At 38.7% G+C, this 15,092-nt stretch carries 13 protein-coding genes; 5 read left to right on the forward strand and 8 right to left on the reverse strand.

Annotation, left to right across the window (positions count from 1 at the left end):
* Positions 1–64 precede the first annotated feature (64 nt).
* Positions 65–2,176 carry a heavy metal translocating P-type ATPase gene (locus ACN6MY_RS14695; RefSeq protein ID WP_419880865.1) on the reverse strand — a complete coding sequence of 704 codons (2,112 nt, stop codon included), beginning with the start codon at positions 2,174–2,176 and terminating at the stop codon, positions 65–67.
* Between the two features lie 531 nt (positions 2,177–2,707).
* On the opposite strand from ACN6MY_RS14695, the gene ACN6MY_RS14700 reads away from it, so the two are divergent.
* Entirely contained in the window at positions 2,708–3,028 is a 321-nt protein-coding gene (locus ACN6MY_RS14700) for an ArsR/SmtB family transcription factor (RefSeq protein ID WP_071351507.1), read from the forward strand.
* Positions 3,029–3,074: 46 nt separating this feature from the next.
* Here ACN6MY_RS14700 and ACN6MY_RS14705 read toward each other — a convergent pair whose 3' ends face one another.
* The 4 genes from ACN6MY_RS14705 to ACN6MY_RS14720 all read right to left on the reverse strand — a co-directional run bounded on the left by ACN6MY_RS14705 (position 3,075) and on the right by ACN6MY_RS14720 (position 9,199).
* Positions 3,075–3,989: a cation diffusion facilitator family transporter gene (locus ACN6MY_RS14705; protein WP_419880866.1), complete on the reverse strand. Its 915-nt coding sequence runs from the start codon at positions 3,987–3,989 to the stop codon at positions 3,075–3,077.
* A gap of 635 nt (positions 3,990–4,624) precedes the next feature.
* Complete coding sequence (locus ACN6MY_RS14710; RefSeq protein WP_419880867.1) at positions 4,625–4,825, reverse strand: hypothetical protein; 201 nt, start codon at positions 4,823–4,825, stop codon at positions 4,625–4,627.
* A gap of 1,032 nt (positions 4,826–5,857) precedes the next feature.
* Positions 5,858–7,048 (reverse strand): exo-beta-N-acetylmuramidase NamZ domain-containing protein, encoded by a 1,191-nt coding sequence (locus tag ACN6MY_RS14715; protein ID WP_419884175.1) that lies wholly within the window; start codon positions 7,046–7,048, stop codon positions 5,858–5,860.
* A 78-nt stretch (positions 7,049–7,126) separates the two neighbouring features.
* Positions 7,127–9,199, reverse strand: a complete 2,073-nt coding sequence (locus tag ACN6MY_RS14720) for a glycoside hydrolase family 3 N-terminal domain-containing protein (RefSeq protein WP_419880868.1) — start codon at positions 9,197–9,199, stop codon at positions 7,127–7,129.
* Positions 9,200–10,029: 830 nt separating this feature from the next.
* Between ACN6MY_RS14720 and ACN6MY_RS14725 the strand changes: the two genes are divergently transcribed.
* From ACN6MY_RS14725 to crcB, 4 genes are all read left to right on the forward strand, one after another.
* Positions 10,030–10,587, forward strand: a complete 558-nt coding sequence (locus tag ACN6MY_RS14725) for a hypothetical protein (RefSeq protein ID WP_419880869.1) — start codon at positions 10,030–10,032, stop codon at positions 10,585–10,587.
* A 375-nt stretch (positions 10,588–10,962) separates the two neighbouring features.
* Positions 10,963–11,463 carry a GNAT family N-acetyltransferase gene (locus tag ACN6MY_RS14730; protein ID WP_419880870.1) on the forward strand — a complete coding sequence of 167 codons (501 nt, stop codon included), beginning with the start codon at positions 10,963–10,965 and terminating at the stop codon, positions 11,461–11,463.
* A gap of 226 nt (positions 11,464–11,689) precedes the next feature.
* Positions 11,690–12,064: a fluoride efflux transporter FluC gene (locus ACN6MY_RS14735; protein ID WP_419880871.1), complete on the forward strand. Its 375-nt coding sequence runs from the start codon at positions 11,690–11,692 to the stop codon at positions 12,062–12,064.
* The gene (crcB, locus tag ACN6MY_RS14740) at positions 12,061–12,432 is read left to right on the forward strand and encodes a fluoride efflux transporter CrcB (RefSeq protein ID WP_419880872.1); all 372 of its coding nucleotides are present in this window, start codon (positions 12,061–12,063) and stop codon (positions 12,430–12,432) included. The genes ACN6MY_RS14735 and crcB overlap by 4 nt, the downstream gene beginning before the upstream one ends.
* A gap of 36 nt (positions 12,433–12,468) precedes the next feature.
* Here the strand turns inward: crcB and ACN6MY_RS14745 are convergent, their stop codons facing one another.
* The 3 genes from ACN6MY_RS14745 to ACN6MY_RS14755 form a co-directional block, all read right to left on the reverse strand.
* Positions 12,469–12,936 (reverse strand): DUF4306 domain-containing protein, encoded by a 468-nt coding sequence (locus ACN6MY_RS14745; RefSeq protein WP_419884176.1) that lies wholly within the window; start codon positions 12,934–12,936, stop codon positions 12,469–12,471.
* A 555-nt stretch (positions 12,937–13,491) separates the two neighbouring features.
* Entirely contained in the window at positions 13,492–14,187 is a 696-nt protein-coding gene (locus ACN6MY_RS14750; RefSeq protein ID WP_419884177.1) for an alpha/beta hydrolase, read from the reverse strand.
* 219 nt (positions 14,188–14,406) lie between these two features.
* Complete coding sequence (locus tag ACN6MY_RS14755; RefSeq protein WP_419880873.1) at positions 14,407–14,733, reverse strand: hypothetical protein; 327 nt, start codon at positions 14,731–14,733, stop codon at positions 14,407–14,409.
* Positions 14,734–15,092: the final 359 nt, after the last annotated feature.

Consider the following 15,092-nt stretch of genomic DNA (forward strand, 5'->3'; position numbering starts at 1 on the left):
GTATTATTTTATCCATAAAGTGAAAGTTCCACCAGTGCAGGCATTCCCGCACTGATGGCTAAAGCTAATCTTTTTTCTCCTGTACTCTAAGCAATCGCAGGCTATTGGCAGTCACAATCAATGTAGCGCCCATGTCGGCAAAAATGGCAATCCAGAGCGTCAGCCAGCCTGGTATGACAAGTAATAGGGCAAGAAGCTTGATTCCAATGGAAAATGCGATATTCTGTTTGATCACCCATAACGTTTTTCTGCTCAGTTTAATTGCAAAGGGCAGTTTGATTAAGTCATCAGCCATTAACACAACATCAGCTGTTTCAAGCGCTGTATCTGTTCCTGCTCCTCCAAGGCTGATTCCTACTGCAGCTGCTGCGAGAGCAGGGGCATCGTTCACCCCGTCGCCTACCATGGCGGTTTTGCCGGTTTTTTGCAGTTTATTAATATAATCCAATTTTTCCTGCGGCATCAGTTCCGCTTTGGATTCAGAGATTCCAACTTCAGCGGCAATAACAGATGCTGCGGAGGAATTATCACCTGTCAGCATCACTGTTTTTTCAATACCCAAATCTTTTAGCTTTTGTATCACTTCTCTGACGTTATCCCGTACTTCATCTTTAGCAGCGATAATGGCTAAAATGCTGGTTTGGGTTCCCATCAGCATTACGGTTTTTCCTTGTTTCTGCATTTTGAAAATCCTGTCTTCCAGCTGGTGTAACAAGCCATTATGAAATATGTCCGGCTTGCCCGCGATATACTTTTCACCATTTATGGTTCCATAAATGCCTTTTCCTGCTTGTGCAGAAAACTCTTCTACCTCAATGCCCTGAAAATCAAGATTCAGCTCTTTTGCTTTTTTCAGGATAGCTGAAGAAAGAGGATGCTGTGACCTGTATTCCAGTGCTGCCAGATTAGAAAAAATTTCATTTGCATCACAGTTTTCGTTCAAGATAATTATGTCAGTAACAGCAGGATGTCCCTTGGTGAGAGTCCCTGTTTTATCAAAGGCTATGCTCTTTAATGATCCCATTTCCTCAAGGAAAACTCCGCCTTTTATTAAAACACCTTTTTTGGCTGCGTTACCGATTGCAGTCACAATTGCTACCGGGGTCGAAATGATCAGGGCGCACGGACATCCTACAACAAGAACCGATAATCCCTGATACACCCATTCGCCCCATGAACCACCAGCAAGAAGGGGCGGCAGTGTCATTACCAGCAGGCTGATGAACATGATGACTGGAGTGTAATATTTTGCGAATTTTTCGATAAACGACTGTGAAGGTGCACGTTCGCCCTGGGCTTCTTCTACGAGATGAATGATTTTGGCAATAGCAGTATCTTCTGCCCGCTTTGTAATCTGAACTACCAGCAAACCTTCACTGTTCAAGGAACCGGCAAAAACTTCATCTGATACGGTTTTGCTGACTGGCAAAGACTCGCCGGTAATCGCAGCCTGGTTCACTGATGATGTTCCTTTTAATATGATTCCGTCCATCGGGATTTTTTGCCCCGGCTTGACGATCATCACATCTCCCACTTCAATATCTTCCACGTCAATTTTTATTTCTATATCATTTCTTTTGACAATTGCTTTTTTAGGGGCAATTTCCATCAGGGAACGAATGGATTGGCGTGCTTTTATCATAGAATAAGATTCCAGCACCTCACTGACAGCAAAAAGGATTACCACTACAGCCCCTTCGCGCCAATCTCCTATGACGGCAGCGCCTATAATAGCAATTGTCATCAATGTTTTCATGTCAAAATCCAGCTTAAAGAGATTTTTTAAACCAGCTTTAAAAAGTCTGAATCCCCCTGAAAGTATACCTGCACCAAATGCAGTAACAGCAGCCATGCTATTTTCGCCGTAAATGCCCTGAAAAAAATAACCTATTAATGCAAATAAAATGGATAGCATAACAGCAGCATGCCGCTTGTAAAGAGGAACTTTTTGGTCTTCTGCCTTTTCTCCTTCCGGTACAACCTTTATTTGTTCAAAAGACCCCGCTGTTTCAATTTCTGCAATCGTTGCCTGTCCGTATACGGTAAGCTTCAAGGCCCCAAAATTCACTTTTGCATCTTCTACTCCATCGATGCGCCGGACGTTTTTTTCGAATGTATTCGCACATCCTGCACAGGTAAATCCTGAAACCCGGTATATCTGTTTTTCTGCTTCCATCAACTTTCCTCCCCTGAAGCGGCAAGAGCTGCTTTAACAAAGTTCAATATATAAAATTTAAAAAGATGAATAAAAAAAAATGTCGTTCATTTTTTGTCTAAATCCGGAAACCCTTAAAAAATCTGGACTCAGCGCATCTTTCAAAATATTTGCAGAGCCAAGGCACATTGCTTTTTCAAAACTGAAGGCGAATAAGTAAATTCAGGTTACTTCCCTGCAGTTTTGCTTCCTATCTGCAATCAAGCATCTATTTGACTATTAGTATATGAGCTGCCCGTTAAGCGGTCAAATAATTTTTCAGTTCAGCTCTTTTAAAGCTCAATGCTGAATTTGATGGGGGGGAGACATACTTGCTGGATGTTAAATGCATTTTGAAGTATCCGGGGAAAACTTAATAGGGATACAGTTTATTTCATGATTTCCTGAATAGCTGAGGTAAATTTTATTTCCGGAGAAGTCTTTAATCCAATCAATTGAGAAAAATACCGGCTTTTTCTATAATAGGATGTAGTATAAGAGAAGGAGCCTGGTATGATTGACAAAGATAAGAATATACCCTATGAAGAATTAGACGAAGAAACAGTATTTATTGTCACACAGACTTTTAAGGCGCTATCTGACCCGACACGCCTGCGCATTCTTCAGCTTCTTTTTCAGGGAGAACATTCTGTAAATGAAATTGCAGAAACATTATCGCTGCTTCAATCCACTGTTTCCCATCAGCTCAGGTTTTTAAAAAATCTGCGGTTAGTAAAATTCAGAAGAGAAGGCACCACGATGTTTTACTCCCATGATGATCAGCATGTCATCGACGTCTTGAAGCAGATGATCGAGCATTCACAGCATATGTAAAAAAAGCAGCGAATGCTGCTTTTTTTACATACTTTAGATTAAATTATCAAATAACATCGTGCGGCGCAAATGAACAGGCAAAGGTCCCTTTTTCAATTTGGATTGTCGGATGCTCAATTTCAAATTTATCATGCAGCTCCTTGTTCATTCTTAGAATTAATTCATCATTATCTTCAATCTTTGAACGTACAAGATGGACTGTCATTGCTGCCTCTGTGGTGCTCATACCCCATACATGCAGGTCATGAACATCGATCACATCCGGCAGATTCATCAGATAATTTTTGATTTCCTCTGTTTCTATCCCTGACGGAACAGCATCAAGCGACAAATTGACAGACTCCTTAAGCAAGCTCCATGTTCCAATAAAAATGACTGCTGCAATTATTAGGCTCACTGTCGGATCAAGCCATTCCCAGCCAGTATAGATCATGACAAATCCGGCAATCACGACTCCGAGAGACACTAAGGTATCTGCTGCCATATGCATGTATGCTCCTCGAATGTTCAAATCCTTTTTTCTGCCTGACATAAATAAAAACGCCGTAAAACCATTAATAACTATTCCGATAACAGCTACAATAATTACTGTGGCTCCTGCCGCCGGCGCCGGAGCAGAAAAACGCTGAACCGCCTCCCAGGCTATGCCGCCTATTGCAATCAACAAAAATACAGCATTAAGCATGGCTGCAAGAATTGAGCTTCTCTTCAATCCGTAGGTTCTTGTTTTGCTTGGCGCCTTTTTTCCCAGCCATACGGCAATCCAGGCAATGGCCAATCCAAATACATCACTTAAATTATGTCCCGCGTCTGCAAGCAGCGCCAGAGAATTACTGGTAATTCCGTACACTGTCTCAATCGCAATAAAAATCACGTTAAGAATAATTCCGACTGCAAAAGCTCTGCCGAAGTTTGCAGGCTGATGTGAGTGGCTATGATCATGGCTATGTGAGTGCCCCATGCTTCCAACCTCCCTTATATGAATATATGCTCATATATTATATTATGTATCAAACATTGAAGGAACTCAATCTTTATTTACCCCAAATTTCCGATATCATACACACTTAAGTTTAGGGAGCCAACACCTCCTTTGCAACTGAATATATTTCCCCAATAAGAAAATTCGCGTAAAAATTCCTCTTTAAGCGTTTTATGTCGTATTCTGCGGTTTCCCAAGAAATAATGGAAATATTCTAATTAATTTATTTTTAACGGATATTGTAAACCGATAAATAGTCATGACCTTTTCTGACTCAACATATAAAAGGCTCATTTCTTAAAGAATGTTGTTTTTTAATACATTCTGTGAGGTGATTACATTATTAAATGAGGTTGAATAAAACGAAAGGTGCGAGACTATTGCTTAGATTAGCAGGAAGGTGAAACCCCGCTGGCATTGCTGAGAATGCTCTGCTCACTGCTTGCCCCGCGGAAAGCGATCATCCTGGAGCAAAAATCAACCCCTCTTTCTATAGCATCAAAGTTTACGAAAACAGCCAATAAAAAAACAGTCGTTCCATTAGGAAAGCGGCTTTAATGTTTATTATATTCGATATAAGTCCCCTTTGACGAAGAAACCAGCATCAGTTTGATTTACTTATTCCATTTCAGAAGTTCAGCAATAACATCAGAGCTGCCCGGAAGCAATAAAACAAGCGCCATTACTATAAATAGAATTCCAATTACAAAAAGAAAAATAACGATCTTAACTGAACGGGAAACACCCTTTTTAAGCGCTCCAATCACTATACACACAATACCAATTATAAGTAACAATAGATAATAAAATCCCACTACATCACACCCCTCAGATAACTAAAATTTAAAATTTCTTAATCTCAAAGAATTGCTGCCCTTTTATACGTATTACATCTTCCTATCAGCAAAAGAAAATCCTATTGGATTACACCTTTATTTAGACTTCATACATGGAACAACTGCTTCAATATATTACATGTTGGCTATGTTTCATTTTAATATTGATAAATGAATAAAAAAATAAGTAACCTCGTTTGGGTTTCATTATTTTTTATGGTTTAGAAATTCCATTTGCCAACAGTAAAAGCAATAACCATATTGACAGCGGTAATATAAATGCGATATTCGACAGGATACTGAAAACTTTTATTATTTTATTTTTAGACTTAACCCCTAGAATTATAGACATAATAAATCCAATGTCTATTAAAATATATAAGAAAATAGGAATCCATAGATTAATATCAGGAAAATTCCTGCCATTAAATACGAAGATAACAAAGAGTGCAATTAAGGACATAACTAAAGTTAAAATGAATGGATAAAACTCTTTATGTTGTTTTAAGATATTAATCTCCCTTCATCTTTTCACATGGATATAATACCATAAATAGGAAAACGTTACTCTAATAATGTACGCTTGGTTAAAGTACATTTCTAGGGTGCTGTTTGGAGTGGAAGTCTCTTGGCGGAACACCCGCTAAATAAGTGAGGCAGGTTTATATATAAATAATTGTTAAAATAAGGAATAAAACTGTTATAATAAGAAAAAATAATGCTTTTTAAAGGATGTGAACTTTATCACAAATTCTAAACGGGTGTTATGGGGACATTGTTTAAAAATCATTGTGTGTGCTTTACTAATTTTTTTCATACTTAACACCGTAAATGAACCCCTTATAAAAAGTGTGAGTACAGTTTTCCTTGCATTATCGGCAGGCAGCAGCGGAGACAGATTGCTTTTGCTGTACAGTGATAAATAATACAAAAAATTCAATGCAGCATTTAAGTACTTCTGCTTTATAGAATAAAAAAATCCTGGCATCAGCAGCCAGGATTTCTTCCTTTTCACTTATACAATAAATATTTTTCCCTTACTTTCATGAACTCTTCTAATTTCCGTTTCCATTCTCTCTCCATTTGCTCCACACTTTTTCCTTGTTCGATTCCCTTTCGTATGTCGCCTGTGCCTGCAAGATTATCAAAGTATGAAATTCCTTTGCTGTCCGGTGTTCTAAATGCAAACTGAGCTGGATACATGTCATGTATCGTTTTAACAATATACAATCCAGCTTCAAAAGGCTGAAAGGCTTTTCTGTCTGTCACATGTATTTGAACGCCATGTGCCAGCTCCTTTACATACTTGGAGGTGGTTGGGATAAAGGAAGAGGCTCTGAAAATGACTCCAGGCAGTTTTATGGCATTCAACTTTCCAGCCACATCATCTCCATTAATAAATGGAGCTCCTATTGTTTCAAATGGCCTTGTTGTACCCCTGCCCTCTGACAAATTTGTGCCTTCTATCAATGCTGCTCCCGGATAGACAATAGCGGTATCCAGAGTTGGCATATTTGGAGAAGGAGGCACAAACTGGAGCTTAGTATCATCATAAAGCATGTTCCTCTTCCATCCCTCCATTTTTACTACTGTTAAATCTGCGCCAATATTAAATTCTTTATTGAATAGTCTGGAAAGTTCCCCGATCGTCATGCCGTGCCTTACAGGTATCGGGTATTCTCCGACAAAAGACGAATATTTATCTTCAAGAACCGGTCCTTCCACCTTTATCCCGCCAATCGGATTCGGCCGGTCAAGGACGATTATGGGTATATGATTTTCCTTTGCGGCCTCCATTGCCAATGCCATTGTGTAAATATAGGTATAAAATCTGCTGCCGGCATCCTGTATGTCGAATACGAGGACATCCACGTTTTTCAGCATCTCACTTGTCGGTTTTTTGGTCGGCCCATATAGACTGTATACCGGAAGCCCGGTTTTCTCATCTTTATAATACTCCACATACTTTCCCGCCTGCTCGCTTCCGCGAATACCATGTTCAGGTCCGAATAATGCAGTCAGTTTCACCTCAGGATTTCTGTACATCAAATCAGCGATGCTGTTAAGCTGCTGATCGACTCCTGTTGGATTTGTGATCAAACCGACTCTTTTTCCTTTTATCAGGCTAAGCTTATCCTTTAATAACACTTCTGCACCTATTCGCAGCTTTGAATGAGTGTTGTTGTAGCCTTTATGGGCCATAGCAAAGCTGAAAGTCGAAGAAATGAGCAGCACAGCAAATATAATGGTGAGCAATTTTTTCAAATTTGCCCCTCCTTCCTAGTAGCTTAATCCGTGGCCAAAGGCATATAATACACTTCCATTTTGATTAAATATTGTTACCGGAAGCTTGCCTGACGGATTCAGGCTTCCGAATGCTGCATTCACGGCCGCTTCAAAGCTTGCTGTTCTAAAACCATATTGTGCCAAATAGGCATCAGCATCCGGGTAGGACATGATGTCATAAGGATTGCGGATTCCAATGCCTATGACTGGTATATTGCCCGCTGTCAGCTGATTAGCGAGCATCATTTGATCACTCGCCGGAAGTCTTCCTGAAACGGTGGATGTATTTGTACCCAATATAATATATTTAGCGTCCCTGATACTGCTTAATTGCTGTTCAGACAGCGGTTTAGCCGTTTTTACTACCATTACGTTTTCATGATGTTTTTTAACCTGCAGCGCCAAATCTTCCACATAGCTGTTTCCTACTACAGCGATTTTGTCTTCTTTTGCTGCCTTTAAAGGAAGTGCACCATTATTTTTTACAAGAGTTACCGATTTTTCTGTTGCCTCCTTTTCAACAGTTTTATGCTGCGGTGATCCTACTACCTTCAATGCGTTCTGAATCTCAGCTTGAACAGAAGCTTCATGTTCAGATTTAAGGATGCCGCGATTCAGCTTTAAGGCTAAAATCCGCTCATCTGATTTCTCGATGCGCGATACTGGAATTTCTCCCTTTTTCACAGCACTATATAATCCCTCTGCAACATCCTTAAGACCTACTGGCATTAACACGATATCCGCGCCTGCCTTTACAGCCCGGATTGCTGAATCAACTGGTCCAAAATTGTCGCTGATGGCCTGCATGTTCATCGCATCTGTGATGATGACTCCTTTAAATTTCATTTGATCTCTCATCAGGCCTGTCAGCACTTTTTCGGAAAGTGTAGCGGGTATGGAGATTTCTGTTCCGTCTTTTTTTGAAATCGATTTTGTAGAATCGATTTTAGGGAATGTGACATGTGCTGTCATAATTGCATCAATTCCAGCGTTCATAGCCTTCTGAAATGGGTACAGTTCCACCTTTTTCAGTCGGTCCATATCATATGGTACTTCTGGAAGCCCCAAGTGAGAGTCCACAGCTGTATCTCCATGGCCGGGAAAGTGCTTGGCTGTAGCAGCGATCCCGCTGTTTTGAAGACCCTTAATGTAAGAATTCCCCAAAGAAGATACAAGCTCAGGATCTTCTCCAAAAGAACGGACACCGATGACTGGATTATCCGGATTGTTATTCACATCAAGATCAGGAGCCAAATTCATGTTTATTCCAAGAGCCTTCAATTCCTCGCCGATAGCCTGCCCCACTCTTTGAGTCATTTCATTTGACCTTGCTGCGCCTAAGGCCATATTACCAGGCATATCTGTACCGGACTGAAGTCTTGTTATTACTCCGCCTTCCTGATCTATGCTCATTAACAGCCCATATTTGCTTGATGCTTCCTGATAGTCATGCACAAGCGTTGTGGTTTGTTCGGTATTTACAACATTTTCACGAAATAATATGACTCCGCCCAAGTGGTAATCTTTTACCTGTTGCTGAATTTCCGGCAGCATGCTTGTCACATCTTTGCCGTTTTGTGTCCTGAAATCCGGCATCAGCATCTGGCCTACCTTCTCCTCCAGAGTCATGTGTTTAATGGCTTGTTCAATTACACGATAGCGCCTGCTTTTATTTTTATGAATTTCTATGCTGTCCCCTTTTTTCTGGATGGATATTTTATCAAAGCTATTTCCAGATGTAACGGTAATTAAGGCAGTTCCCTTTTTCCCTGTGAACGTTATTTGCCCGTTTTGGTCAATCTCAGCAACTCTTTTATTGGACGAAAGCCAGCGCACATTTTTTTCGGCACTTGTAAAATGCCCGTCCCGATACACGTATAGTGCTTTTAGCTGCATTTTATTATTGACAAGTTCCCGCTTTACCTGAGGAATATTTGCATCTATAATGAGGTGTTTTAGCCCAATAAATTGTGACATTTGTGCTTTTACCCTAAAAGTTGAATTCTGCGAAAACATGATTACTGAAACAGCAAGTGAAACTAGCATGACTTTGATAATACCTTTCATATGTTCCCCTCCCGTTACTATTATTCCGAGTCTTAGCGCTTTAAAGCAGTGTTTTTAATGTTATCCATTCTGATCTTGGGAATTACCTTATTGATTCTGGATAATGATCTCTTTGGGAATACAGCAGCATAGCGGTGCCAAGCTTTTTTAATTAATGACTGGACGGCTGCAAGCTATTCTTTAGATTCCTTCATGATTTAATAAACATGGCCATATCAGGCAACAGCATGTATATTTCTTTCTTTACATGAGGCAGCCTGAAATGGTATAAACCGCTGATATTATTCATACGTTTTATTTCATATCTGCCCTCCCAGCAAGTTTAAAATATGTAAACCCTTACATAATCAGGTTATAGGGTATACAAACAGCAGTCTATGCACCTTAAGTCACAAACCTGATGATCATAGTGCCATAACAATGTCCTTTGTAGGATAACGTTTGACTTATTTTTCGAATTTTTCGAATTTTTAAAAGTTATCGCAGCACTGAAACAAAAATGGATAAAAAAAGACTTCTCCAGTTGTTAAGAAAAACAAGAGAATGAAGTTTGTGCATTTATATAATAGAAAGACATGTTGTGTGTCTGCCACAATGTGCAGCTATTTTCTTTTTGTGCAAAGGAGCAGTTTAGTGGGAGAAAATGATAATATATAGTCATATAATTATTCAGGAGGTTATGAAGTTAATTTTGGCATCAAACGAAAAGGTTAGTTCACTACATCCAACATATAGAAAATTGAACGCCCAATTCACTCAAATGTGAGCCTAATGGTGGGATTTAAAGGTAAACTATTATGTGATTTAAAATGAGAGTGGGGAACATAGGTATGGATATCAAATTTAATGGGTTTACCATTAAGATTAAAGACTTTGTGGAAATGGAAATGCATCCAGGGATTGTGTTTGTGAGTGATTGTGAAATAAAGTCCGATGAATTTGATTCTTTCAAGAGATATTATTGGGAGCATAATAAAAAAGGAAACTATTTTAATACTACTTTCAATAATAAAGGATTTTATGGCCGATTCGGACAAATCCTTTATGCAAAAAACGGTGAGATTTATAATTTGAGATTGACATTTGTTGAGTTAGAAGTAGATATAGAGGAGGATAATCACCCAGAACTTGTTACGTTTGATGCTAGATATCAAAATCTAATTCAAAAAACCATTAATCAAGATGTTATTATTCAAAGGCTTACTAGAATATTAAAAGATAAAGGGATTTTGAGTCCAGAACAAGTTAAGGGAATTTTAGAAGTAAACAAGGAAGATAAATGGGAAAAAGAAATTCAATTGGCTAGTGAAGTGAGTGATTTATCTGTTTATCTTAAGGAAAATGAAGAAACTTTATATGATTTAAGGAATCAGATTGAAAACTTTTAGGTCTTTTTACAAGGCTCTTTTCTTAAAGATTGTTGTTTTTTAATGAGTTCTGTGAGGCAACCCCATTGTTAAATCTGCTGATTGGAGCGTAAGGTGCGAGACTCCTGCTTAAATTAGCGGGACAGGTGAGACCCCCAAAGCCCAGCTGAGGGAGGCTCACCTCCCGCCCCGCGGAAAGCGATCATCCTGGAGCGTAAATCAGCCACCTTGTTCCATAGCAGCAAAGTTTACGAAAACAGCCTTTTACAATCATATCAAGGTGATCAATTTTGCTCACTTTCGATAACAGCGGCCTATCTTAGTTTTCAAAGGCAGGTATCATAGATGAGGGTTTTTATGTTTATTATTGAATCTTAAATAACAGGAGGCAGAAGTATGTTTACTTTTCGAAATATAGAATTGCCAAATGACAGCAGTACAATAATTTCATTCAGAAAAGACTCTTATACGGTAAGCTTTGGAGATGCCAGCCAATTCGGTAATGCATGGGATTATTTAAAAAAAATTGAAAACCGTCTTCAGCAATTTCCAGGCGGGCTTGTTATTGTTGAACATAACAATCAAGCTGTGGGGCAAATAGAAATGCAGATTAAGGAATACGAATTTGAAAATATCGGCTATGTTAATTTATTTTATTTAATACCTGAATATAGGGGAAATGGCATGGGAAGTGAACTAATTGGCTATGCAGAAAGGTTTTTTGCATCCTACAATATAATGGAATACCAGCTAAGGGCAGCTATTACAAATGCAAGGGCACTAAATTTTTATAATAAACATGGATTCCGCATTCTGCGGACCGAAGAAACTGAAACATCCCATCCACGATACAGGCTGGGCAAAGCCATTTTCAATGAAAACGGGATAATCTTGTAATACACAACAGGGGTAACGGATATTTTAAAAAATGCGGACGAATTTGTAAAGCGAATTGCCTAAACCATGGTTCTCTATTATTCACCATCCATTTAATTCTTTTGAAAGGTTCCATTAGAAAGAATTTGGTTTTATAATGAGGAAGACTAAAACCGCCAAACATTTGAGGGCTTCTGCCAGTGGGGCTGGCTGGAGTCTTTTTTATTACATATTTGGAGGCTAGTAAATGGTGTATTTATACGTGGGGTTCGGCGGAATTCTAGGAGCAATTTTAAGATATCTAATTGGCGGATGGATATTTGAAAAAACAGTATTCCCCTTTGCAACATTATGCATAAATCTGGCTGGCAGCTTTTTGTTAGCCTGGCTGACTACGTTCCTATTCAAGAAAACCAGCATTCCTACCGAGCTAAAAACCGCTTTGGGAACTGGCTTTGTCGGATCTTTTACAACATTTTCAGCATTAAGCATAGAAACGGTCACATTATTTAAAAATGGCCATGGTTACATGGGAGGTTTGTATATAGCTATGAGCATAATCGGAGGCGTTCTTTTGAGCCGCCTTGGCTTCATGGCAAGCGGAGAGGAGCAAAAATCATGACGTTATTCCACTTGACCATGGTGGGCCTCGGAGGTTTTTTTGGCGCAATATCCCGATATTCATTAAGCAAATTTATAAACGCAAAACACAGCTCATCCATTCCTTATGGAACAATGGCGGTAAACTTGGCTGGGGCCTTTTTGCTTGGTTTCATAACAGGCTCACAAGCTAATCTTACTCTTACTCTCTTATTAGGAACAGGCTTCATGGGGGCTTTTACCACCTTCTCAACCCTTAAGCTTGAAATCATTCAGCTGCACATGAAGAAATATAAAAAAGTACTCATCCTATACATTGTGATCACTTATGGAGCGGGTATTTTGCTTGCATACCTGGGCTATCACATTGGCGGCTTGCTTTACAGCTGAAATACAGGCAGAGCATGACCATATTTATAACCTTGGCTACTCTGCCCTCATAAACAAGTTTGCCCCTTTATATCCGGCAAAAACTAAATTCAGAAGACCCATGCTGAAGAATAGCAGCATAAATAATTTTGTGCCTGCTGTCATAGGTACAAAATAGGAAAAAAATCCATAACTGATGATAAGAAAAACAGTCCCTAATGTTCCAAGAAGGATAATCGCATAGATCCCCTTTTTTTTCAATTCCTTATAGATAGCTGTGTACATAACCAGCAGGAAACTAAGCAAAGAAACAGCCGGAAAAATAGGTGAGTATTTGATCGTCCGGATAAACAGGGTGATCTGCGGTACTGGTTCAGGATTTATGCTTGTCTGCTGTACATTCAAATAGTCAACAGCTGTTTTGGTATCTTCGTTAATGCCGCTTCCTTCATAAAGAGAGAAAAACAAAGAAATGCCAAAAAGGATTAAAGCACTGCACAAGACGACAGGTTTTATCATTTTCATAGCCACATTTCCAGCCTTCTTTCACTCGTTTTAATTTTTCAATTTACCCTTGTGAAACTATCAGGAATTTTTTTAGATCCGGTTTTCAGACGCGGCACTTCTTTTTTACAAACTAGCCACACCCGGAGGATCTGAAATGGGCAAACAGTTTTCAATTCAAAGAAACCTTGCCTTCAATCAATAACAAAAAACTAAGTTTCAGAAATTGAGGACCCTGATTTTGATTCACTCATATTTTAACATATTTATCCATACACTAATAAGCTTGAAGAGCGAAAAATAAATGCTCTTTTCTTAAGGATTGTTGATTATTAGAGATCTGTGAGGGAACCCATTGTTAAATCAGGTTGATTGAAGCTTAAGGTTGGTGAGGCCCTGCAGGCGTAGACATGGAGGCTGACCGCCCGCCCCGCGGAAAGCGAGCATCCTAAAGCGGAAATCAACCACCTTGTTACATAGCGGCAAAATTTACGAAAACAGCCAAAATAAAAAAAGCTGTAAAAGTACATCAGCTTTTAGAAGGAAATCTTCCAGTTCTTTGTCTATATAAGCACATCATAAAAAAGTAAACAATTCTGGCACTCTTTTTTTAAAATCACTATAAGTGTGCTCTCCCCCTTGAATGGTACAAAATCTCGCAGAATGGATTTTCTTCTTGATGAGTTCAAATACAGCTTGATTGGATGCTGAAAATAGCTTGCTGAGTGTTTCATCTTCTTCTGCCTCTTCTGTTCCGCAGTCACCATAAAAGCTTATGATTGGACTCAGTTCAGAGCCTTCCACCAGTTTTTCTATTTCCTCCTGATTTCTGAAGAATGCAGATGACAGCACGATTATATGCCTGAAAATTTCAGGATACATGCATGCTGCATATAATGATATCAAGCCTCCCAGTGATATGCCGGCCAGAGCTGTCTCATTTGAAAGAGTTCTGAAAGTTGTATCTATATATGGCTTCAGCTCTTTCACGATGAATTCCGCATATTTCCCTCCATCTCCTCCTAAATCACTGCCTTTTCCCATTACCTCTTTACTGTACCTGCCAATTGGCCACGGACAATATTCATTCATACGCTGCTCGCTAATCTGATATATCGCGGCTACGATGACTTCCAGTTTATTATTTGCCAAGTATTCTTCCAGACCTAACGAACCCCCGCCAATCGCTTCTTTATCATGAAAAACATATTGCCCGTCATGCATATAAAGAACAGGATATTCCCTGATTTCTTCTTGATAGCTGCAGGGCAGATATACGTTTACATGTCTGACTTTGTCTTAAGCAAATTTGATGGTATATGTATTTTCTTTATCACTTGGAACCTCCACGATTTTATAAAATCAATATCAATACTATTTTATAGTACTATCACAATCGTTTTGGTATATTTTTAAAAATTAATCCAGCATTTATTTCTATTTTTACATGACAGTAATGAGACTTTCCTCTCTGTATCATTAGTAAAGATATTACCGGTGAATACCAAGAATGTTTCTTAGATTTGCTAATTCCTGCTGTACCACCTCAAGTGTCGAAGGAATTCCCACTGTTATTATGCTATCCTTGGTTTCTCTTGCATCAGGTATATCCCTCGATTTCTCTTGGCGCAGCAAATCAGCTATTTTGGGAGGGTCAGTGTAATTTTTAACATAATGATGCAGATTTTTTTCCACCCTTATTGCATCTGCATCCTTTAAAACGTCATGCCAGCTTTCAATTTTTCTTTTGTTGAAGGAAAAAGATTCATAGTAATCTGCTATTTTGTTCAAAATCTGAAATAATTCTATTTTAGTCATATTAATTTTACTCCTCCTATTACTCAGAATAACTTGCTGAAAGATGTTTTTTAAAAATTTCATTATTGATTACAAATGCTTCCGTAACTAAGAAAATTGTTTCATACTTCTTATATCATTCTGGAAGAGAAAAGTAGCTTCCTTAGAAAAATTTTTAAATATTTCCATTCAGCACTTAAAAACGTTAGAATTCACATTGTTAATTTCTTTTTATAGCAATACTTGTTTATAAAGAAAAAGGTACACAGAGTTTTTGTTGGATTTAGTCAATGGCTGTTAAACTGCAAAAAGAGTTTACATAGCAAAAAGCCTTTGCTAAACCTTAAGCAAAGGCCTTCTTCAGTTTGAGGCTGTTTTAA

The organism is Peribacillus sp. B-H-3 (genome assembly GCF_048572925.1).
Taxonomy (GTDB): Bacteria; Bacillota; Bacilli; order Bacillales; family DSM-1321; genus Peribacillus.

Bases quoted from the DNA above. Each gene is read 5' to 3' on its own strand.
- ACN6MY_RS14705 (WP_419880866.1), bottom strand. From the start codon at position 3,989: ATGGGGCACTCACATAGCCATGATCATAGCCACTCACATCAGCCTGCA.
- ACN6MY_RS14755 (WP_419880873.1), bottom strand. From the start codon at position 14,733: ATGACTAAAATAGAATTATTTCAGATTTTGAACAAAATAGCAGATTAC.
- crcB (WP_419880872.1), top strand. From the start codon at position 12,061: ATGACGTTATTCCACTTGACCATGGTGGGCCTCGGAGGTTTTTTTGGC.
- ACN6MY_RS14735 (WP_419880871.1), top strand. From the start codon at position 11,690: ATGGTGTATTTATACGTGGGGTTCGGCGGAATTCTAGGAGCAATTTTA.
- ACN6MY_RS14695 (WP_419880865.1), bottom strand. From the start codon at position 2,176: ATGGAAGCAGAAAAACAGATATACCGGGTTTCAGGATTTACCTGTGCA.
- ACN6MY_RS14725 (WP_419880869.1), top strand. From the start codon at position 10,030: ATGGATATCAAATTTAATGGGTTTACCATTAAGATTAAAGACTTTGTG.
- ACN6MY_RS14745 (WP_419884176.1), bottom strand. From the start codon at position 12,936: ATGAAAATGATAAAACCTGTCGTCTTGTGCAGTGCTTTAATCCTTTTT.
- ACN6MY_RS14700 (WP_071351507.1), top strand. From the start codon at position 2,708: ATGATTGACAAAGATAAGAATATACCCTATGAAGAATTAGACGAAGAA.
- ACN6MY_RS14720 (WP_419880868.1), bottom strand. From the start codon at position 9,199: ATGAAAGGTATTATCAAAGTCATGCTAGTTTCACTTGCTGTTTCAGTA.
- ACN6MY_RS14730 (WP_419880870.1), top strand. From the start codon at position 10,963: ATGTTTACTTTTCGAAATATAGAATTGCCAAATGACAGCAGTACAATA.
- ACN6MY_RS14715 (WP_419884175.1), bottom strand. From the start codon at position 7,048: ATGGCCCATAAAGGCTACAACAACACTCATTCAAAGCTGCGAATAGGT.